This is a genomic window from Burkholderia cepacia GG4, assembly GCF_000292915.1.
GTDB classification, from domain to species: domain Bacteria; phylum Pseudomonadota; class Gammaproteobacteria; order Burkholderiales; family Burkholderiaceae; genus Burkholderia; species Burkholderia cepacia_D.
This window is the reverse complement of record NC_018513.1, coordinates 2,019,638-2,039,694: the sequence shown is the minus strand read 5'-3', so window position 1 is coordinate 2,039,694 and position 20,057 is coordinate 2,019,638. Positions and strand designations below refer to the sequence as shown.

Annotated in this window: 24 protein-coding genes, 2 tRNA genes and 1 pseudogene; 18 read left to right on the top strand and 9 right to left on the bottom strand. The window is 65.8% G+C overall.

Annotated features, from left to right (window positions below; translation table 11 throughout):
- Positions 1-54: 54 nt before the first annotated feature.
- From GEM_RS09365 to GEM_RS09350, 4 genes are all read left to right on the top strand, one after another.
- A complete protein-coding gene (locus GEM_RS09365; RefSeq protein ID WP_014897170.1) occupies positions 55-927 on the top strand; it encodes an N-acetylmuramoyl-L-alanine amidase in 873 nt (290 codons plus the stop codon).
- Positions 928-1,030: 103 nt separating this feature from the next.
- Complete coding sequence (gene rpiA, locus GEM_RS09360) at positions 1,031-1,723, top strand: ribose-5-phosphate isomerase RpiA (protein WP_014897169.1); 693 nt, start codon at positions 1,031-1,033, stop codon at positions 1,721-1,723.
- 283 nt (positions 1,724-2,006) lie between these two features.
- A complete protein-coding gene (locus tag GEM_RS09355; RefSeq protein ID WP_014897168.1) occupies positions 2,007-2,723 on the top strand; it encodes a FadR/GntR family transcriptional regulator in 717 nt (238 codons plus the stop codon).
- Positions 2,724-2,824: 101 nt separating this feature from the next.
- Complete coding sequence (locus GEM_RS09350; protein ID WP_014897167.1) at positions 2,825-3,811, top strand: Gfo/Idh/MocA family protein; 987 nt, start codon at positions 2,825-2,827, stop codon at positions 3,809-3,811.
- Between the two features lie 62 nt (positions 3,812-3,873).
- Here the strand turns inward: GEM_RS09350 and GEM_RS09345 are convergent, their stop codons facing one another.
- The 7 genes from GEM_RS09345 to GEM_RS09315 form a co-directional block, all read right to left on the bottom strand.
- Positions 3,874-4,566, bottom strand: coding sequence for an amino acid ABC transporter permease (locus GEM_RS09345; protein ID WP_014897166.1), 693 nt, complete (start codon positions 4,564-4,566; stop codon positions 3,874-3,876).
- Positions 4,567-4,688: 122 nt separating this feature from the next.
- A complete protein-coding gene (locus GEM_RS09340) occupies positions 4,689-5,483 on the bottom strand; it encodes a cystine ABC transporter substrate-binding protein (RefSeq protein WP_014897165.1) in 795 nt (264 codons plus the stop codon).
- Positions 5,484-5,585: 102 nt separating this feature from the next.
- A complete protein-coding gene (locus tag GEM_RS09335) occupies positions 5,586-6,623 on the bottom strand; it encodes a quinone-dependent dihydroorotate dehydrogenase (protein WP_014897164.1) in 1,038 nt (345 codons plus the stop codon).
- Between the two features lie 167 nt (positions 6,624-6,790).
- Entirely contained in the window at positions 6,791-7,621 is an 831-nt protein-coding gene (locus GEM_RS09330; RefSeq protein WP_014897163.1) for an arginyltransferase, read from the bottom strand.
- A gap of 33 nt (positions 7,622-7,654) precedes the next feature.
- Positions 7,655-8,419 (bottom strand): leucyl/phenylalanyl-tRNA--protein transferase, encoded by a 765-nt coding sequence (aat, locus tag GEM_RS09325; RefSeq protein ID WP_014897162.1) that lies wholly within the window; start codon positions 8,417-8,419, stop codon positions 7,655-7,657.
- Positions 8,420-8,430: 11 nt separating this feature from the next.
- Positions 8,431-8,976, bottom strand: a complete 546-nt coding sequence (locus GEM_RS09320; protein WP_014897161.1) for an NUDIX hydrolase — start codon at positions 8,974-8,976, stop codon at positions 8,431-8,433.
- Between the two features lie 172 nt (positions 8,977-9,148).
- A tRNA-Met gene (locus tag GEM_RS09315) sits at positions 9,149-9,225 on the bottom strand.
- A gap of 202 nt (positions 9,226-9,427) precedes the next feature.
- On the opposite strand from GEM_RS09315, the gene GEM_RS09310 reads away from it, so the two are divergent.
- Genes GEM_RS09310 through GEM_RS09300 form a run of 3 tightly spaced genes read left to right on the top strand, consistent with a single transcriptional unit; the run spans position 9,428 to position 11,447 of the window.
- Entirely contained in the window at positions 9,428-9,925 is a 498-nt protein-coding gene (locus GEM_RS09310; protein WP_014897160.1) for a heme-degrading domain-containing protein, read from the top strand.
- 3 nt (positions 9,926-9,928) lie between these two features.
- Positions 9,929-10,267, top strand: a complete 339-nt coding sequence (locus GEM_RS09305; RefSeq protein WP_014897159.1) for a DMT family transporter — start codon at positions 9,929-9,931, stop codon at positions 10,265-10,267.
- 31 nt (positions 10,268-10,298) lie between these two features.
- Complete coding sequence (locus tag GEM_RS09300) at positions 10,299-11,447, top strand: enoyl-CoA hydratase/isomerase family protein (RefSeq protein ID WP_014897158.1); 1,149 nt, start codon at positions 10,299-10,301, stop codon at positions 11,445-11,447.
- 127 nt (positions 11,448-11,574) lie between these two features.
- Here the strand turns inward: GEM_RS09300 and GEM_RS09295 are convergent, their stop codons facing one another.
- Positions 11,575-12,003 carry a hypothetical protein gene (locus GEM_RS09295; protein ID WP_014897157.1) on the bottom strand — a complete coding sequence of 143 codons (429 nt, stop codon included), beginning with the start codon at positions 12,001-12,003 and terminating at the stop codon, positions 11,575-11,577.
- A gap of 341 nt (positions 12,004-12,344) precedes the next feature.
- Between GEM_RS09295 and ssuD the strand changes: the two genes are divergently transcribed.
- From ssuD to GEM_RS09250, 9 genes are all read left to right on the top strand, one after another.
- Positions 12,345-13,502 (top strand): FMNH2-dependent alkanesulfonate monooxygenase, encoded by a 1,158-nt coding sequence (gene ssuD / locus GEM_RS09290; protein WP_014897156.1) that lies wholly within the window; start codon positions 12,345-12,347, stop codon positions 13,500-13,502.
- Between the two features lie 16 nt (positions 13,503-13,518).
- Complete coding sequence (gene ssuC / locus GEM_RS09285; RefSeq protein ID WP_014897155.1) at positions 13,519-14,331, top strand: aliphatic sulfonate ABC transporter permease SsuC; 813 nt, start codon at positions 13,519-13,521, stop codon at positions 14,329-14,331.
- The gene (locus tag GEM_RS09280; protein ID WP_014897154.1) at positions 14,328-15,287 is read left to right on the top strand and encodes an ATP-binding cassette domain-containing protein; all 960 of its coding nucleotides are present in this window, start codon (positions 14,328-14,330) and stop codon (positions 15,285-15,287) included. The genes ssuC and GEM_RS09280 overlap by 4 nt, the downstream gene beginning before the upstream one ends.
- A gap of 57 nt (positions 15,288-15,344) precedes the next feature.
- On the top strand, positions 15,345-15,560 hold the full coding sequence (locus GEM_RS09275; RefSeq protein WP_006400187.1) for a TOBE domain-containing protein: 216 nt from the start codon (positions 15,345-15,347) through the stop codon (positions 15,558-15,560).
- Between the two features lie 139 nt (positions 15,561-15,699).
- Complete coding sequence (locus GEM_RS09270) at positions 15,700-15,897, top strand: hypothetical protein (protein WP_014897153.1); 198 nt, start codon at positions 15,700-15,702, stop codon at positions 15,895-15,897.
- Positions 15,898-15,952: 55 nt separating this feature from the next.
- A complete protein-coding gene (locus GEM_RS09265; RefSeq protein ID WP_014897152.1) occupies positions 15,953-16,207 on the top strand; it encodes a hypothetical protein in 255 nt (84 codons plus the stop codon).
- Positions 16,208-16,333: 126 nt separating this feature from the next.
- Positions 16,334-17,320, top strand: coding sequence for a tRNA dihydrouridine(20/20a) synthase DusA (dusA, locus tag GEM_RS09260; RefSeq protein WP_014897151.1), 987 nt, complete (start codon positions 16,334-16,336; stop codon positions 17,318-17,320).
- A 64-nt stretch (positions 17,321-17,384) separates the two neighbouring features.
- Positions 17,385-17,460 (top strand) — tRNA-His (locus GEM_RS09255).
- Between the two features lie 139 nt (positions 17,461-17,599).
- The gene (locus GEM_RS09250) at positions 17,600-18,433 is read left to right on the top strand and encodes a hypothetical protein (RefSeq protein ID WP_014897150.1); all 834 of its coding nucleotides are present in this window, start codon (positions 17,600-17,602) and stop codon (positions 18,431-18,433) included.
- A 33-nt stretch (positions 18,434-18,466) separates the two neighbouring features.
- Here the strand turns inward: GEM_RS09250 and GEM_RS29170 are convergent, their stop codons facing one another.
- Positions 18,467-19,330 (bottom strand): hypothetical protein, encoded by an 864-nt coding sequence (locus tag GEM_RS29170; protein ID WP_051137972.1) that lies wholly within the window; start codon positions 19,328-19,330, stop codon positions 18,467-18,469.
- A gap of 18 nt (positions 19,331-19,348) precedes the next feature.
- On the opposite strand from GEM_RS29170, the pseudogene GEM_RS29735 reads away from it, so the two are divergent.
- Both GEM_RS29735 and GEM_RS09235 read left to right on the top strand, forming a co-directional pair.
- Positions 19,349-19,549, top strand: a pseudogene (locus GEM_RS29735) (glycoside hydrolase family protein); the annotation flags it as partial.
- A gap of 6 nt (positions 19,550-19,555) precedes the next feature.
- Positions 19,556-20,032 carry a DUF2514 family protein gene (locus tag GEM_RS09235; RefSeq protein ID WP_041490648.1) on the top strand — a complete coding sequence of 159 codons (477 nt, stop codon included), beginning with the start codon at positions 19,556-19,558 and terminating at the stop codon, positions 20,030-20,032.
- Positions 20,033-20,057 lie beyond the last annotated feature (25 nt).

Here is a 20,057-nt window from a genome sequence, read left to right as displayed (position 1 = left end):
GAACGACGTGTGCCGCGATTGCGCGCGGCACGCGGCTCCCGGAACTCGCGAACCATGACCCTGTTTCGCCTGGGCGCATCATGCGCCGTCCTGTGCCTGCTGGCCGCCTGCACGTCGCCGTCGCTCGTCGAACGTGGCACCTACTACGCCGATACGAGCCTGCACGCGCGCGGCTCCGATTCGCGGATCCGCTTTCTCGTGATGCATTACACCGAAAGCGACGAAGCGAAATCGCTGCACACGCTGATGGGCGATTCGGTCAGCGTGCACTACGTTGTGCCGCCGCAACCGCGCATCGAACACGGGATGCCGGTCGTCTACCAGCTGGTTCCGGAGTCGCAACGCGCATGGCATGCGGGCGTCAGCGAGTGGCAGGGCACGACCGAACTCAACGCGGCGTCGATCGGCATCGAGAACGTGAACCGCGGCCCGCTCGATCCACAAAACCGCACGTGGCAGCCGTATCCGCCTGAACAGGTCGATGCGCTGATCCGCCTGTCGAAGGACATCGTCGCGCGCTACGGAATTCCGCCGACGCGCGTGGTCGGGCACAGCGATATCGCGCCGCAACGCAAGATCGACCCGGGTCCGCTGTTCCCGTGGCATGCGCTCGCGCTGGCCGGCGTCGGCGCGTGGCCGGATGACACGACGGTTGCCGCGCGGCTCGGCGGCCGCGATCCGCATGCGCTCGTCGATGTGCGCGAATTGCAGCTGAAGCTCGCGCGCTACGGCTACGACGTGCCGACCGACGGCGTGTTCGACGCACGCGCGCAACGCGTATTCGCGGCGTTCCAGATGCATTTCCGGCCGTCCGACTACGCGGGCAATCCGGATGCCGGGACCGACGCGATCGCGCAGGCGCTGCTCGACAAGTATTTCCCGGGTGCGCCGCCGGCCGGCACCGCGTCCGCTGCCGGCGCGCAGTGAGCGTCGGCACGCCCGGCGTCGACGCAGGCGCCGAAAAAGCGCGGGTCGTCTGCCGAGTCCGGTAAACTGGCGGTTTTCCGCAATCCCGCTGCATTCCCACCCCATGACTCAAGACGAACTCAAACGCCTGGTCGGCCAGGCGGCCGCCGATTATGTTATCCAGAACGTGCCGGAAGGCGCGGTGATCGGGGTCGGCACCGGCTCGACCGCGAACTGCTTCATCGACGCGCTCGCCGCGGTCAAGTCGCGCTATCGCGGCGCCGTGTCCAGCTCCATCGCGACGACCGAACGCCTGAAGTCGCACGGCATCAAGGTGTTCGACCTGAACGAGGTCGAATCGCTGCAGGTGTATGTCGACGGCGCCGACGAGATCGACGCAAGCGGCGCGATGATCAAGGGCGGCGGCGGCGCGCTGACGCGCGAGAAAATCGTCGCGTCGGTGGCCGATACGTTCGTCTGCATCGCGGATGCCAGCAAGCGCGTGCCGGTGCTCGGCGCGTTCCCGTTGCCGATCGAGGTCGTGCCGATGGCGCGCACGGCGATCGGCCGGCGCGTGACCGCACTCGGCGGCGTGCCGGTGCTGCGCGTGACGAAGGACGGCGCGCCGTACATCACCGACAACGGCAATGAAATCATCGACGTGAAGGGGCTGCAGATCGCCGATCCGCGCGGCTTCGAAGCGCAGGTGAACGCATGGCCGGGCGTCGTGACGGTCGGCCTGTTCGCCGAGCGCGGCGCGAATCTGTGCCTGCTCGGCACGGCCACCGGTGTGGAAACGATCGTTTATACCGGTTAATCAAAACTGAATGAGAAGCAGTCCGTAATGGCGTCAGAATGCCGTAATGGATTGCATGCTTAAATTGTGTGGAAATCCCGGCCCGGCAAGCGCAGCGCGCTTCCCGGGCTTTTTTTGAAGCCGTATAAATCACCCCGTCAAAAAGAGGGATAACCCTGTCAGGTGTTTACCAGATAGCGAAATATCCCCGAACTCATCAACTTATAGATCATAAGAACAGTCGTAACCAGGGCCGGCGGAACTGCGGAGCAGGTGTTCGCAAATCGACGCACGGGGAGGTGTCATGGAGCAGGGCAAAGACCGGTCACTGGTCGCCAAAGTGATGGATGGGCTTGTCTCGGGTATCGTCGAGGACAAGTACGGCGGCATTCTGCCGCCGCAGGATGTGCTGTCGAAAGAGTTCGACGTGAGTCGGACGGTGATGCGGGAAGCATTGTCGATGTTGCTTGCGCGCGACATGCTCGACGTGCGTCCGAAAGTCGGTACGCGCGTTCGACCGATGCGCGACTGGCGCATGATCGATGAAGACGTGGTGAGCTGGCGGTTTCGTGCGAAGCCGGATCCGCAGTTCATGCGCGACGTCATCGAATTCCGGATGCTGATCGAACCGCGCGCGACCGCGCAGGCGGCGGTCCGTGCGACGGCCGTCGACATCGCTGGCATCCGCGAGGCGTTCGAAGCGTTCAAGGTGCTGCAGCCCGGCGAACCCGGCTACGACACGGCGGACGAGTTGCTGCACACGCGGATCGTCCAGGCGAGCGGCAACCAGTTTTTCCAGCAGATGGCGGCGATCGTGCGCGGCGCGGTGCGTCTCGTGAATCCGCGCGTGGCGCAGAAGGACGGTGCGCACGACATCGCGGTCAAGGCGCATGCGCGCGTCGTCGACGCGATCGAACGCCGCGATCCGCGCGAAGCCGAAGCGGCGTCGCTCGCGCTGATCGATTTCAGCGCCGACGAAATCTCGCGCGATTTCTCCGTCGACGTGCCCGTGCGCGCGTGAGTCTGCACGCGTCGCTTATCCGTGAGCCGGCGAGCCGTTTATCATGACGGCCGGCCGGCACCGTGCCGGCCACCGTCCTACGACCGCTACGGAAGATCCGGATGAACGACCTCGACAACCGCCCGGTGCGCTTCGGCATCGTCGGCGCAGGCAGCATTGCACGCCGTTTCGCGCAAAGCCTCGCTCACGTGCCGGGTGCCGTGCTCGCCGGCGTGTGGGCACGCCGCACCGACGCCGCAGCCGCCTTCTGCGACAGCTGCGGTGGCACGCCTGCCGCCAGCCTCGACGCACTCCTCGCGAGCGATATCGACGCGATCTACATCGCGACCCTCCACGACAGCCATGCGCAGTACGCACTGGCGGCGCTCGCCGCCGGCAAGGCCGTGCTGTGCGAAAAACCCGCGACGCTGAATGCGGCCCAACTCGACACCGTGCTGGCTGCGGCACGCGCGGCCGGACGGCTTTTCATGGAAGCGATGAAGCCGCCGTTCTTCCCGCTGTACCGTCAGTTGCGTGCGCACCTGAATGACGATCCGATCGGCGCAATCCGGCTCGTACGCGCGGGCTGCGCATCGTCGTCGATGCCGGACGATCATTCCGTCTATCGTCTCGATCGCGCCGGCGGTGCGCTGCTCGACATCGGGATCTACGAAGCGTTTCTCGCGGTCGACTGGCTCGGCGCGGCACTCGACGTGCAGACGCTCGGCCGCGTCGGTGCGACGGGCGTCGACGTGTTCGCGAGCCTGAACAGCCGCCACGCGAACGGCGGCATCGCGCAGCTCTTTTGCGGGCTCGACGTGATGGGGCGCGGTGACGCGCTGATTGCCGCGGCGGGCGGGCACGTGACGATCCACGAGAAGTGGTGGAACCCGTCGCGTGCGACGATCCGCTATGCCGACGGGCGTACCGTCGAGCTCGATGCGCCGGTCGACGGCGGCGGCCTGAACTACGAGACCGCGCATTTCTGCGACCTGCTGCGCGCGGGCGAACTCGAGAGCCCGATCATGACGCACGAGCATTCGCGACAGATGATCGCGATGACCGACGCGGCGCGCGCGACGCTCGGCGTGCGCTATTCGGGCGAGTAGGCGGGGCGGCGGAAGTCAGGCGCCGGGCGTGCATCGGCGGCCCGGCGGACAGCGCTGCGGGCTCAGTGACGTGCCGGCAGCGACAGGCGCTTTTCGTACCAGCGCTGGACCCATTCGAGGATCTGGCACAGCACCCAGTACACGGCGGCCGCGGCCAGGTACAGCGGCAACGGCTGGTAGGTCGCCGCGATCACTTCCTGCGCGCTGCGCAGCAGCTCGGTCACGGTGATCACGGACACGAGCGACGTATCCTTGATCAGGCTGATCAGGCTGTTCGACAGACTCGGCACGGCGATGCGCAGCGCTTGCGGGCCGATCACGTAGCGCAGCGTCTGCCCCCACGACAGCCCGAGGCTGTACGCGGCCAGCCATTGGCCGCGGGCGATCCCGTTGATCGCACCGCGCATGCTTTCGGACATGTAAGCCGCGACGTTCGCGGACAGCGCGATGACACCGGCCGGCGTCGGATCGAGCGAGATGCCGAGGCTCGGCAGGCCGTAATAGATCACGAAGATCTGCACCAGCAGCGGCGTGCCGCGCATCAGACTCACGTACGCGCGCGCGAGCCCCGCGAGCGCGTTGACCCAGATGCGTTCGAAGCCGTCGAGCGGTTCGCTTTGACGGATGCCCATCATCGCGAGCACGACGGCGCCGAGCAGGCCGAACACCATCGACAGAACGGCGAACTTGACGGTCAGGACGGCGCCCTCGGCGAGCACCGGCAGCGATTGGACGAGCAGGGACGTTGTCGACATGGAATACGAATCGAATGCGTGCGCGAAAGCGCAATCATAAACCGGACGAATAAAACAAAGGGCGGCATCGTTACGGATGCCGCCCTTTCCGGCCCGCCGTCAGGCGGGAAACAGAGGCGTACTTACTTGATCGGCTTCGTCACGTCGATGCCGAACCACTTGTCCGAGATCTTGGTGAAGGTGCCGTCGGCCTCGAGCTGCGCCATCGCGTCGTCGATTGCCTTCTGGAACTTCGGGTTGCCCTTCTTGAACGGGATGCCCGACGGGTTCGCCGAGCCGACGTTCGAACCCGGACGCAGCGGCAGCTGCGAGTTCTTCGTCAGGTACGCGAGCATCAGGCGGTCGTTGAGTGCCGCGTCGAGACGGCCGGCCGCGAGGTCGCGCAGGTACTCGGGGGCGCCCGGGTACGTCTTCACGTCGATGCCGGGCACCGACTTCGCCATGTCCATGTAGTTCGTGCCGAGCGCGACGCCGAGCTTCTTGCCCTTCAGGTCATCCAGCGACTTGAACTGGCGCGTGTCGTCCTTGCGCTGGATCAGCTGCGCGGACGAATACGTGTACGCGGGCGAGAAGTCGAGCGTTTCCTTGCGCTTGTCGGTGATGCCGACCTGGTTGGCGATCACGTCGAACTTGCCGGCCTGCAGGCCCGCGATGATGCCGCTCCATTCGGTCGTGACGAACTCGGCCTTCACGCCGAGCTTCGCCGCGACGGCCTTCGCGATGTCGACGTCGAAGCCGACGAGTTCGCCTTGCGGGTTCTTCGAGTTGAACGGCGGGAACGTGCCTTCGAGGCCGACGCGCAGCGTGCCGCGTTCCTTCACCTGGTCGAGGAGGTCGGCCGCATGCGCGGTGGCGGCGGCGAACGACGTGCCGATCAGGCCGGCCACCAGCAGCTTCTTCAGCAGCGAAATTTTCATTGTGTGAGCTTCCTTGCCCCAGCGGGGCGCTTGATTCTGACTGTGAGGCCGATCATAGCAAAAACACAATCGACCACAAAATATCGTTTGTTTATGACTATATTACGCGGCGCGTTCGCGCGCGATGGCCTTCACGCATTCGGCGACGAGTGCCGGGCCACGATAGATGAAGCCCGTGTACAGCTGGACGAGCGATGCGCCGGCCGCGAGCTTCGCGCGTGCGTCCTCGCCCGAGAAAATGCCGCCGACGCCGATGATCGGCACCGCGCTGCCGACTTCGGCATGCAGCTTGCGGATCACTTCGTTGGACGCATCGAATACCGGGCGGCCCGACAGGCCGCCGGCTTCGTCCGCATGCGGCAGGCCCTGCACGGCTGCGCGCGACAGCGTCGTGTTGGTCGCGATGACCGCTTCGATCTTGTGGCGCAGCAGCGTGTCGCCGATTTCCTTGACCTGTTCGTCGTCGAGATCGGGCGCAATCTTCAGCGCGAGCGGCACGAGCTTGCCGTGCAGGTCGGCGAGGCGTTGCTGCTTGTCCTTCAGCGCCGCGAGCAGCGCGTCCAGCTCGCCGGCGCCTTGCAACTGGCGCAGGTTCTTCGTGTTCGGCGACGAAATGTTGATCGTCACGTAGCTCGCGAACGGGTACACGCGCTCGAGGCAGTACAGGTAGTCTTCCGCGGCGCGCTCGATCGGCGTGTCGGCGTTCTTGCCGATGTTCAGGCCGAGGATGCCGCGATAGCGGGCGGCCTGGACGTTCTTCACGAACTGGTCGACACCGTGGTTGTTGAAGCCCATCCGGTTGATCAGCGCTTCGGCCTGCGGCAGGCGGAACATCCGCGGGCGCGGGTTGCCCGGCTGCGGGCGCGGCGTGACCGTGCCGACCTCGATGAAGCCGAAGCCGAGCGACGCGAGGCCGTCGATGGCCGCGCCGTCCTTGTCGAGACCGGCGGCGAGGCCGACCGGGTTGCGGAACGTGAGTCCCATCACGGTGCGTGGCGCGTCGGGCACGCGCGCCGACAGCGCGCAGGCGAGGCCCGTGCGGCCGGCCGCGCCGAGCGCGCGCAGCGTGAGGTGGTGAGCGTCTTCCGCATCCATCTTGAACAGGGATGCGCGGGCCAGCGGATAGAGGGAACTGAACACGGGAATTGGGCGGACGGCCGGAATGAATGACAACCCGGTATTTTACCGGGAGTTGCGCGGCAAGGGCGGGGTTCGCTTCGCAGGCGCCGGCGGTCGCGCTTCTCTTGCGGTGCGCGCTCCGGCGCGGTGCACATTGCTGGAGCGGAGCCGCGCCGTGGACTGGCCGGTCAGCCCGACCCGGAATGCCCGCCCGGCAGCGGCGCGCGAGCGAGTGCCGCGTCGACCGGCGGCAGGTCGACGTGATCCGGATCGAGTATTTTCCAGCGGCCGTCGAGCAAGCCTTCGAGCGGATGGAAGTTCGCCTTGTAGGCCATCTTCGGGCTCTCGCGGATCCAGTAGCCGAGATACACGTACGGCAGGCCGAGGCTCTTCGCCTGCTCGATCTGCCACAGGATGTTGTACGTGCCGTAGCTCGTGTGCTGGTCGTCGGGCTCGAAGAACGTGTAGACCGACGACAGTCCGTCGCCGAGGATGTCGATCATGCTGACCATGCGCAGGGTGCCGGGCTCGCCGCCTGGCGCGTCGAGGTCGCGGAATTCGACGAGGCGTGAATTGATCCGGCTCTGCAGCAGGAACTGCTCGTACTGGTCGCGGCTGTCGCGATCCATGCCGCCGCCCGCGTGGCGCGCGGACTGGTAGCGCATGTACAGCGCGTAGTGCTCCTCGTCGTAGTGCAGCGGCGAGACCGTCGCGACGAGCGCGCGGTGCCGCTTCCACATCCGGCGCTGCGTGCGCGACGGGGTGAACGCGCCGACCGGCACGCGCACCGGCACGCACGCACGGCAGCCGTCGCAGTACGGACGATAGGTGAACACGCCCGAGCGCCGGAAGCCGGCCTTCACGAGCTCGGTGTAGATGTCGGAGTTGATCAGGTGGCTCGGCGTCGCGACTTGCGAGCGCGCGATGCGGCCGTCCAGATAGCTGCACGGATAGGGCGCCGTTGCATAGAATTGCAGCGCCGAAAGCGGTGAAAGCGGCAGCTCAGTCGGGTGAGTCATGGGCAGCTCTCGATGCAGGGAAGGAGTGCCGCGCTAGCGCTCGGTCCCGGAACGGGCGGTCGGTTCGGCGGGGCTCGTCAGCACGGCGAGCACGCGCTTGTCGAACTGCCACGGAATCGGCGGTTCGGTTACCGCGCGGCGCACGTGAGCGACAAAGGCCTTGCGTGCGATCTCGCGGCCGCCGAGCGACGCTAGATGCGACGTATTCTGCTGGCAGTCTATCATCTCCAGCCCCTGCTCGCGAAGGTGGGCGACGAGCGTCGCCAGCGCGATCTTCGACGCATCGGTGGCATCCGCATACATCGATTCGCCGAAAAACATCCGCCCGAACGCGACGCCGTAGAGGCCGCCGACGCGGCGCCCGTCGTGCCAGGTCTCGACGCTGTGCGCGTTGCCGGAGCGGTAGAGCGATGTGTACGCGTCGACGATCTCGGCCGTGATCCAGGTGCCGCGCTGCCCGCGGCGCGGCGCCTGCGCACACGCGCGCATCACGCCCGGAAAATCGTGGTCGACGCGCACTTCCCACGCGGGCTCGCGCAACACGCGCCTGAGCGTCTTGCGCAGCGACGGGGATACCTTGAATTCGGCCGGCACGAGGATCATCCGCGGGTCGGGGCTCCACCACAGCACTGGCTGGCCGTCCGAATACCACGGAAAGATGCCGCGCAGATACGCGTCGGTCAGGCGCGACGGCAGCAGGTCGGCGCTCGCGGCGAGCAGCCCCGGCGCGCCGGTCGCGGGACCGAGTGCGCGTTCGATGGGCGGGAACGGATCGTCCGGGCCGAGCCAGGGGACCATGGGGCGCGGGCTCAGCCGTTGCGCAGCGAGCGGAAGATATCGCCGGTATGGACGCCGTAGTCGCCAGCGGCGCGATCGGCGAAGAAGAAGCGCAGGGTCTGGCTGACGGTCGGGAACGCGATTTCGTCCCACGGGATGTCGGCTTCGTCGAACAGCTTGACCTCGAGGCTTTCCTCGCCGGCCTCGTAACCCGGGTCGACGAGCCGTGCCAGGTAGAACAGATGGACCTGGTGCACGTGCGGCACGTTGAGCAGCGTGAACAGGTTCTGCACCTCGACGCGTGCGCCGGCTTCCTCGAGCGTTTCGCGCGCGGCGGCCTCGGCCGTCGTCTCGCCCATTTCCATGAAGCCCGCCGGCAGCGTCCAGAACCCGTAGCGCGGTTCGATCGCGCGGCGGCACAGCAGGACCTGATCGCCCCAGACCGGCACCGTGCCGACCACGTTACGCGGATTCTGGTAATGGATCGTGCCGCAGTGATCGCAAACGAAGCGCTCGCGGTTGTCGCCCGGGGGAATGCGCGCGATGACTTCGTGACCGCAGACGGAGCAGAATTTCATGTCGAGTGGAAGGGACGAGGTGATGCGAGTGTATCACCGGGGCGGGGCATTCTCGAACGCGAGCGCATGTGCGCGGCGTGCCGCGCGAAGCGCAACGTGCAATGCGCAAAAACGTGCACGGAAAAACAAAAAGCCCGGCGTTGAGCCGGGCTTTTTGCATGATTCGGGACGTTGGTTGCGGGGGTAGGATTTGAACCTACGACCTTCGGGTTATGAGCCCGACGAGCTGCCAGACTGCTCCACCCCGCGTCCGTCGAAGAATTGAATTATATGGACTAACCTAAATGCTTGCAAGCATTTTCTGACAATCGCATTGCAGTTGCCCGTGGGGCCGGTACGGCAGGCGCGTGCGCTAGAATCGAGCGGTTTGCTTGTGTCGTCATTCCCGCAGCGGAGTCGGGCGCGATTGCGTCGGCGCCGTTGCAACACTCACTACTGCATCGACGGATTCATGGACATCGCTCACGATCTGCAATCGATCGGCGCGCAGGAACAGGCGCTCGTGTTTCCCCATTTCGACCCGGCTCGCGCCTGGGCGCTCGGCAGCCGGATGCACGCGCTCGCGACGTCGCGCGGTTACACGGTCGCGATCGACATCGTCACGTTCGGCCAGCCGCTGTTCTATGCGGCGCTCGCCGGCGCGACGCCCGACAACGCCGACTGGGTGCGCCGCAAGCGCAACGTCGTCGCGCATTTCCGTCGCAGCTCGTATTCGATCGGCCTGCGCATGCAGCAGGCCGGCGCCACGCTGGCCGACAAGCACGGGCTGCCGACCTCCGAATATTCGCCTTACGGAGGCTCGTTTCCGCTGACCGTCGCGGGGGCCGGCGTGATCGGCTCGATCACCGCGTCGGGGCTGCCGCAGCGCGCGGATCACGAGTTCGTCGTCGAAGCGCTGTGCGCCGAGCTCGGGCAGGACTACGCCGTGCTGGCGCTCGCGAGGAGCTGACCGATGCAGCTTCCAGGCTATGCATGGCTCGCGATCGCGATCGTCGCGGAAGTGGTCGGCACGTCCGCGCTGCGCGCGGCGGACGGCTTCACGCGCTTCTGGCCGTCGGCGCTCGTCGTGGCCGGTTACGGCATCGCGTTCTACTGTCTGTCGCTCACGCTGCGCACGATGCCCGTCGGCATCATCTATGCGGTGTGGTCGGGCGCCGGCATCGTACTGATCACGCTCGTCGCGATGCTGCTCTATCGCCAGGTGCCGGACCTGCCAGCCGTGATCGGCCTCGGGCTGATCGTCTCGGGCGTCGTGGTGCTGAACCTGTTCTCGAAGATGCAGGCGCACTGAGCGTGCGCCCGCGATATGCCGGATGCCTGACATGACCGATTCCACCACCGCTGCCGCAGAAACCGCCCAGCCCGACGTGCGCACGTATGTCGCGAACCGTATCGGCTTTCTCGAACTGAACCGGCCGAAGGCGCTGAACGCGTTGTCGGTCGGGATGATTCGCCTGATGCAGCAGGCGCTCGATGCGTGGCGCGACGATCCCGAGGTGCTCGCCGTCGTCGTGCACAGCCCGCATCCGCGTGCGTTCTGCGCGGGCGGCGACGTACGCTTCTTCCACGACGCGTGGCAGCGCGGCGACCGCGATGCGGTCGACACGTTCTTCATCGAGGAATACACGCTCAACCATACGATCTTCGCCTATCCGAAACCGTACATCGCGCTGATGCACGGTGTCGTGATGGGCGGCGGCATGGGTATTTCGCAGGCGGCGCGGCATACCGGCGGCCTGCGCGTCGTGACCGACTCGACGAAAATGGCGATGCCCGAAACGCGGATCGGCCTGTTCCCCGACGTCGGGATGAGCTGGTTTCTCGCGCGCACGCCCGGCGCGATCGGCCGCTATCTCGCGGTGACCGGCACGCCACTCGACGCGGCCGGCGCACTGTATGCGGAGCTTGCCGACGTCTACTTGCCCGATGCCGCGCTGCCGGCGCTGCTCGATACGCTGCGCAGCGCACGTATCGACAGCGGCGCGCAGGCCGTCGCATGCGTGGCCGACGCGGCCGCTGCGCACAAGGTCGTGCCGACGCCCGACACGTCGGCGCTGGCCGATGCGCGTGCCGGGATCGATCGGCATTTTGCGCAACCGGATATCGGCGCGATCCTGGCATCGCTCGACGCCGAGCAGGATTGCGCGGCCGTCGACGGATGGGTCGAGAAGGCGACCCACGCGATGCGCAGCCAGCTGTCGCCGCTGTCGATGGCCGTGTCGCTCGAGGTCGTCGAGCGCGCGCGCGGCGCGACGATGGCCGATTGCCTGCGACGCGATCTCGACCTCACGCGCTCGACGTTCGCGCAGGGCGACGTGATCGAAGGCGTGCGCGCGCTGATCGTCGACAAGGATCACCAGCCGGTCTGGCGCTTCAGGTCGACTGCCGATATCGAGCGGGCCGACGTGCTCGCGATGTTCGACAGCCCGTGGACGCCCGACACGCATCCGCTGCGCAACCTGAAGGACTGACGCGCCGCGGTATCGAGACGACAAGCGAAAAGGCCGCCTGCAGGTGCAGGCGGCCTTTTCGTTTGCGGATGCCGATCCGGCTCGCTGGTGGCAGCGGCGGGCACGGGCCGCGCCGCGAACGTGCGCGTTACGCGTCGCCGGCGTCATCCAGCATGAAGGCGCGCATGAACACGAGCGCGCCGAAACCCCAGATCGCGTTCGCCGCGAAACCGGCGGCAAGCACGGGCATCATGTTGCCCGACGGCCAGATTCCGCGCAGCGGATCGATCGCGAACACGCGGGCCACCGTCAGCACGATGCCGCCGAACACGAGCGCGCCGATCCACGGCGCCTCGCGTTCCGGCGACACGCGCAACAGCCACGCCATCGGAATCGCGCAGCACGCGCTGATCAGCGCGTTCGCGACAAATTCAGGAATGCCGAGCGGCGCGAACGGTTGCGTGGAGAATCCGGCTGCGGCGATCAGGTCGGCCGTGTGCAGCAGCGCGAGCGTGGCTTCGCGAAAGAAGAGGGCGGCCAGGAAGCCGGACAGGAACGGCAGGATGACTTTCTGCATCGGTGAGTGCATTGCAGGCGCGTACGGCCGGGGCTGTGCGCGCCAAGTTATTCGGATAGGTGCGTCATTATAGGGCCCGGCCGACGCGATATTCGCTTGAGCGTCGTGCTAATCACGAAAGCGGAAAACCTAAGCTCAAAAAAATCGTTCCAAAGCCCTGCACCGATCCATAGACTGATTTCCCAGAAACAGCCGTGCAATCGCGTACTCGCCCGCTGCACGGCCTGACCGGCGAGCCATCCCGATTCGAACGCACACCATGCATGCGCCGCTCATCCGCGACGCGAGCAGGGGCCCGTTTTAGCCAAATTCCGGCAAGGACAGTCAAGCAGGAGCAGCAGATGAATGTTTTCTGGTTTATCCCCACGCACGGCGATAGCCGTTACCTCGGTACCGCCGAAGGCGCGCGCGCCGCTGATTACGATTATTTCAAGCAGGTCGCGGTGGCGGCCGACACGCTCGGCTATGACGGCGTGCTGCTGCCGACCGGCCGCTCCTGCGAGGATGCGTGGGTCGTCGCGTCGAGCCTGATTCCGGCGACGCAGCGCCTGAAGTTCCTGGTCGCCGTGCGGCCCGGCATTGCGTCGCCCGGGCTGTCGGCGCGGATGGCCGCGACCTTCGACCGTCTGTCGGGCGGCCGCCTGCTGATCAACGTCGTGACGGGTGGCGATGCCGCCGAGCTCGAAGGTGACGGACTGTTCGCCGATCACGATACGCGCTACGAGATCACCGACGATTTCCTGCACATCTGGCGCGGACTGCTCGCCGCGTCGCACGACAACGGCGGCTTCGACTACGTCGGCAAACACCTGCAGTCGAAGGGCGGCAAGGCGCTTTATCCGCCCGTGCAGCGCCCGCATCCGCCGTTGTGGTTCGGCGGCTCGTCTCCGGCCGCGCACGCGATCGCAGCTGATCATATCGATACCTATCTGACCTGGGGCGAGCCGCCCGAGGCCGTCGCGAAGAAGATCGCCGACATTCGCGCGCGTGCCGAATCGCGCGGCCGCAAGATCAAATTCGGGATCCGCTTGCACGTGATCGTGCGCGAAACCGAGGACGAAGCATGGCGTGATGCCGAGCGCCTGATCAGCCGTCTCGACGACGACACGATCGCCCGCGCGCAGCAGGCGTTCGCGAACATGGATTCGGAAGGCCAGCGCCGGATGGCCGCGCTGCACGGCGGCAAGCGCGGCGGCCGCGAGGCGCTCGAGGTGTATCCGAACCTGTGGGCCGGCGTTGGTCTGGTACGCGGCGGCGCGGGTACCGCGCTCGTCGGCAATCCGGAGCAGGTCGCGGCACGCATGCGCGAATACGCGGATCTCGGCATCGAGACGTTCATCCTGTCCGGCTATCCGCATCTCGAGGAGTCGTACCGTTTCGCCGAGCTGGTGTTCCCGCTGATCAAGGGCAAGGGCGCGGAAAAGGCGGCCGGTCCGTTGTCGGGCCCATTCGGCGAGATCGTCGGCAACAACTATCTGCCGAAGGCGAGCCAGAGCTGATCGAAGGAGGCCTGCGATGACAACGAAAACGTCGACGACGGGCGCCGCCGTGGCCGCCCGCGCGTGGCGCGGCATCGCGCCGTGGCTCGTGCCGCTCGCACTGCTGGTCGCCTGGGAAGTCGGCGCGCGCGTCGGCTGGCTGTCGACGCGCGTGCTGCCCGAGCCCGTGGCAGTCGTGCGTGCCACGTGGTCGCTCGTGGCGTCGGGCGAGATGTGGGCCAACGTGAAGGTCAGTACGTGGCGCGCGCTGTTCGGTTTCGCGATCGGCAGCGGCGTCGGCCTTGCGCTGGGGCTCGCGACCGGCTTGTCGAAAGCAGCGGAGGTCGCGCTCGATTCGACGATCCAGATGATCCGCAACATCCCCGCGCTCGCGATGATTCCGCTCGTGATCCTGTGGTTCGGCATCGACGAGAAGGCGAAGCTGTTCCTCGTCGCGCTCGGCGTGTTCTTCCCCGTGTACATCAACACGTATCACGGCATCCGCTCGGTCGACGCGAACCTGATCGAGATGGCGAAGAGCTACGGCGTGCGCGGCTTCGCGCTGTACCGCGACGTGGTTCTTCCCGGGGCGTTGCCGTCGATTCTGGTCGGCGTGCGCTTCGCGCTCGGGCTGATGTGGGTGATGCTGATCGTCGCGGAAACGATCTCCGCGCAGTCGGGCATCGGCTACATGACGATGAACGCGCGTGAATTCCTGCAAACCGATGTGGTGGTGGTCGGCATCCTGCTGTACGCGGTGCTCGGCAAGCTGGCCGACGTGCTGGCGAAATGGATCGAGCGCGTGACGCTGCGCTGGCACCCCGCTTATCAATCAGGAGCAAAGGCATGAATGCGACGACTTCGGCGGCCGCCTACGGCCCGCTCGCCGGCGCAGACCTCGAGGCCGAACTGGCGCAGGCGCGCGTGACGGACGACGACGCGCGAGACGTGGCGATCGTCGATCGGGATGGCGGCGGATCCGTCGTACCGCTCGCGCGGCGGCGCACCGGCAACCCGGCGCAAGACGACGCGGTGACGCTGTCGGGCGTCAGCAAACGCTTCGGCACGCGCACCGTGCTTGACAACGTCGAGCTCGGCATCGCGCGCGGCAGCTTCGTCGCGATCGTCGGGCGCAGCGGCTGCGGGAAGTCGACGCTGCTGCGTCTCGTCGCGGGACTCGAAGCGCCGAGCAGCGGTGCGCTCGTCACGCGCGGCGAGGGCGGCGGCGCGCTCGACACGCGGATCATGTACCAGGATGCGCGGCTGCTGCCGTGGAAGACCGTGCTGCAGAACGTGATGCTGGGCCTCGGGCGCGGCGCGCGCGATCAGGCGCGCGCGGTGCTCGACGAAGTCGGCCTGCTGGAGCGGGCGAACGACTGGCCCGCGCAACTGTCGGGCGGTCAGCGGCAGCGCGTCGCGCTGGCTCGGGCACTCGTGCACCGGCCGCAACTGCTGCTGCTCGACGAGCCGCTCGGTGCGCTCGACGCGCTCACGCGCATCGAGATGCATGCGCTGATCGAGCGGTTGTGGCGCGAGCATCGGTTCACCGCGCTGCTCGTCACGCACGACGTGCAGGAGGCCGTCGCGCTCGGCGACCGGATCCTGCTCATCGAGCAGGGGCGTGTCGCGCTCGATCAGCCCGTACCGCTCGATCGGCCGCGTGCGCGCGTATCGACTGCGTTTGCGGCGCTGGAAGATCGTGTGCTGCAACGCGTGCTCGCCGGCGGACCTGGCGGAGCCGACCAGGGCGCGGCACCTGAAGTGGATAACGTACGACCGGTCGGGCAGGTTCGCTGGGCCGTTTAAATCCGGGCGGCGTTGGCCGCCCGTTCTCAGACTCATTTCTTCGGAGCGATCAACCCGATGAGCATCACTGCAATCAACGTACGCAACCAGTTCAAAGGCAAGGTGAAGGAGATCATTCGCGGGCCCGTGGTGTCCGAGGTCGACGTCGAGACGCCGTTCGGCATCGTCACATCGGTGATCACCACCCGGTCGGTCGACGAACTCGAACTGAAGGTCGGCGCGGAAGTCGTCGCGCTCGTGAAGTCGACCGAAGTGTCGATCGCGCGCCTCTGAGCGTGCGTTTCCCGTGCCGGTGCGGCGTGGACGGCGTACCCGTCCGCGGCGGCCGGCTTTTTCATCGCGCGTTTGCCGCGGTATTCGACGTCCGGACGAAGTGCTAGGATGGAACGACACCGACGCCGGAGGCCAACGCATGACCCCCATCCTTTCTCCTGAAGCCATCGAGGCGCTGAAGTGGATCGACCAGTTCGGCGATAGCCGGCCGGTTCCTGCCGCGTTCGACGACGTCGTCTACGCGTTGCTGAACGAAGGGTTGATCTACCAGGCGGCTGCCGACCGCGTCGACCTGACCGCCGACGGCAAATCCATTTTGTCCAACGAATACGATTGAGCGCCCGGCGCCGGCCGCGGAGGCGGCACGGCGCTGCGTCGCCACGGAGCGAGCGATGGAACCGAGAGGCAGCGACCTCGGGGATTTCAGCGAGCCGTACCGCGGCTTCGAGATCGAGGTGAAGACCGAGCAGGTCTGGGACGGCGAACACGCGCACTACCGCGTGCTGCAGGACGGGGCCGTGCGGATCGACTGGCGGCTCGTGAAGGTCGACGGGGTACTGCTGACCGAGCGGCGCGTAATCGAGCGCGTGCTCGATGAGGCGCGGCGGGCCGTCGATGCCGAACTGGGCGACGGCGGGCCGGTCTAGTCAGGCTGCCGGGCTGGCCTGGTCGCGTTGCGGTAAAATAGCGGGTTGTTTCCCGTGCCGCTTGCTGCCCCGAATTCCATGTCCGCACCGTCCTCGCTTCCTCCCCGCCGCGTCTCCGTGGCGCCCATGCTCGACTGGACCGACCGTCATTGCCGGTCGTTTCATCGCACGCTGACGCGCGACACGTGGCTGTATACGGAAATGATCACGACGGGCGCGCTGTTGTTCGGCGACGCCCAGCGGCATCTCGCGTTCACGCCGAACGAATCGCCGGTCGCGCTGCAGCTTGGCGGCAGCGAGCCGGACGATCTCGCGCGCGCCGCGAAGCTCGGCGAGCAGTGGGGCTATGACGAGATCAACCTGAACTGCGGATGCCCGTCCGAGCGCGTGCAGCGCGGTGCGTTCGGCGCGTGCCTGATGAACGAGCCGCAACTCGTCGCCGACTGCGTGAAGGCGATGCGCGATGCGGTGTCGGTGCCGGTTACGGTCAAGCACCGGATCGGGGTCGACGCGGTCGAGGATTATGCGTTCGTGCGGGACTTCGTCGGCACGGTCGCCGAAGCGGGCTGCGAGACGTTCGTGGTGCACGCGCGCAATGCGATCCTGAAGGGGCTGTCGCCGAAGGAGAACCGCGAGATCCCGCCGCTCAAGTACGACTATGCGTATCAGCTGAAGCGCGATTTCCCGTCGCTGGAGATCGTGATCAACGGCGGCATTAAGACGCTCGACGAGGTCGCGCAGCATCTCGAGCATGTCGACGGCGTGATGCTCGGCCGCGAGGCTTATCACAACCCGTATGTGCTCGCGGGCGTCGATGCGCGCTTCTATGGGGCGACCGCCGAGGCGCCGACGCGTGAAGAAGCCGAGGCGCAACTGATCGAATACTGCGCGGCGGAACTGAAGCGCGGTACGTATCTCGGCGCGATCGTTCGGCACGCGCTCGGGCTGTATCGCGGTGCGCCCGGCGCACGCGGCTGGCGTCGTGTGCTGTCGGACAACAAGAAGCTCGCACGCGGCGATCTGGCCGTGTTCGACGAGGCGCGCACGCATCTGAACAACGCCGAAGAAATTTTTGAAAAAAATGCTTTGCAAGATTCAAAAGTGTTCGTATAATCTTGTTCTTCGCTGCTGAACACGGAAACGAACGAAGCAGCGAAGAAACAAAGCAGTATCAGTGGTGGCTGTAGCTCAGTTGGTAGAGTCCAGGATTGTGATTCCTGTCGTCGTGGGTTCGAGTCCCATCAGCCACCCCAACAAATTCAAGCACTTGCAGCAGAATCAAGCTGACGTGTTACAGGTTTTGGAAGATGAGATTCCAGAATTTGGAAGATTGATAAGCAAGGCCCGCCATTGAGCGGGCCTTTTTGCGTTTTCGATCTGGCGGGGATCTGGATGAGTGCGCCCAAAAAGAAAAATGCCGAGACGGCAGTCGCGGTTGAGGCCTTGATAGAGCGATTTCGTATTCGGGCCGCGCCTAGTTGGCCGTATGTGAAGAGCGCGCGGCCGCTGAGCGAGATCATTGCTGAATCCGGCCGGCTGATCCCGCCGCTGCAGATACCTATGCCCGATCGGTTGTACAAATACATGAAGCGCAGGTACGCCGACACACTTGTTACGAGTGGCGGCGTCCGCATTGGGACGCTTCATGGCTTTAGAAATATCGAGGCGTTTGGCCCTGGTATCGGAGATGCGGACGAGGGAAAGAAGACGGTTCACGTCAAGATCAATGATGGACCTATCGTTGCAGGTTCCGAGCATGCAGACGCGTTAAAGGCGATGAGGTTGATAGACCTTGGCCCGAGCGACAATTCGACGGGCACGATCGGCAGCGTGAATATTCAGGTTCACATAGATCACACGGATGCATATGTGTGGTGCTGCTCCTCGCAGAGGTCAGAAGATGCGATGGCTGGAATCGGCGGGTCGGATGCCTGCGTCGAGATCTTCAATGTGCCGAAGTTCTACGCAGCGCTGACCGAAGCGATGTCAGGGCATGGCCAGTTCGTTGTGATGGGACCGATGTCGGTTCAGTATGGTGAGTTGGTGGAGCCATGGAATGGCGCCAACTATGGGCGCCACCCAGTTTTTATGAAGGGGCACGCGTTCGCTCAACAAAGGGAGGTTCGCATCGCATGGATACCGCTGCCCGATGCTACCGGACCTCTGGGCGCGATTGTTCTAGGTGCCTCTGACGCTGGTAAATTCTGTCGCATCATCGAAATGTGATTAGAATGCGCGAGTTTCGGGAGTCGGATTGAGCTAACGCGTGGCGCGCACCTTTCGTTGGCGTCGTCGATCGTAGGTCTTCCGCACCATACGCTCGTCGGCATGCCCGGTTGCGTCGATGATTCGGTCGTCGCCTTCTTCCTGCCGATCTGTAACGGCAGCCGGGCGCATGTCGCGCAGGGCGAGCCGCTCGAACTCGACACCGCGCCTCTGTGCTTCCTTCTCGCAATAACCCATCAGGCGCGACCAATTCGTGTTCCAGCCGCTACGCGTATCCACCTGGCCGGCGGTATTGCCGAACACGTGCACGCTCGAGGTGCGCTGCAGCGCCATGGCTTCGTCGATCACAGCCCTCAGCTCGGGTGACCACAGCACGAGCTTCACGCGTTGCTGCTCGCCAGCCTTGCGCTTGCCGATCGGGACCTCGACGCCTTCGGGCCGATGGCTCTGGCGGTGTAACTCGCGCATTTCGGTCGGCCGGCTGACGGTGAGATAGGCCGCCTGCACGCACAGCGCGAGGATCAGGTATGCGGAGCTGGGGTGTTGGTCGCCGACGCTACGGCGCGATCGCGCGACCTCGACGGCGAGCTCGATCTCGTCCTGCCGCACGTACCACTGGCGTGGCCGCGTCGGGTTGTATTCGATGCCGCGGCACGGATTAGTCTCGACATCGCCGCGGCGGCGGCCGTACTCGAGGATAGCGGACAATAGGGCGACTTCCTTGTTCGCCTTCGCGGGCGCGCCGAGCTGCGCGCGCTTGTCGAGGTAGCCATACACGTGCTTCGGCTTGATAGCCTTCGGCTGCATTTTCCCGAACACCTTGATGAGGTGCGTCGACTCGACGCGGTTCTCATCGAGCGTGATCTGCGCCTTGCGTCGCTCGTCGGTGTGCGGCAACGCCTCCTGCCATTCGAAGGCTTCGCCTACAACGTTGGGACGGCAGCGTACTGCTCGAGCACGACCGCCCGGCGATTCAACGCTGGCGACTGGCGGGGCGCGTGCCGCGCGATGAACGAGTCGGACAGCGGGCGGCCGCAGTGGGTGACGGCTGGCGGCCGCGTGCTGCCCGGCCTTCTGAAACGACGCGCAGAGGAACGCGCGCTTTGCGATAGGGGGGCTGTGATGCTGAAGATTGCGATTCCGTACTTGGTCGCGGCACTCGTCGGGGCGGCGGCCGGATTCGAGGTCGAGCACCTGATCAGCGCGCGCCGGATCGCCGTCATCCAGTCCGATGCGGAGACAGCAGAAACGAAAGCGGTCGAGGCCGCTCGAACCGAGGAACAACGCAGCACCGCGGCTCAACAGGAGGTTGCTGAAAATGCATCGAAAGATCGTGACCAGGCGCGCGCTGATGCCGTTGCCGCTGCTTCTGCTGCTGACGGCCTGCGCAAGCAACTTGCCGTGTTCGTCGCAGGCGCCCGCCATCCCGCCGCTTCCGCCGGAAGCTCGCCAGCCGGCGACCCCATCGGCATGCTTGCCGACGTGCTCGGCAGCATTGACGACCGCGCGGGAGAGCTGGCGGAATACGCTGACCGCGCCCGCATCGCCGGCCAGCAGTGCGAACGGGATTACGACGCGCTGACAACGCCGGGCCGATGAGAAGCGCAGCAGGCCCGTTCTTTCA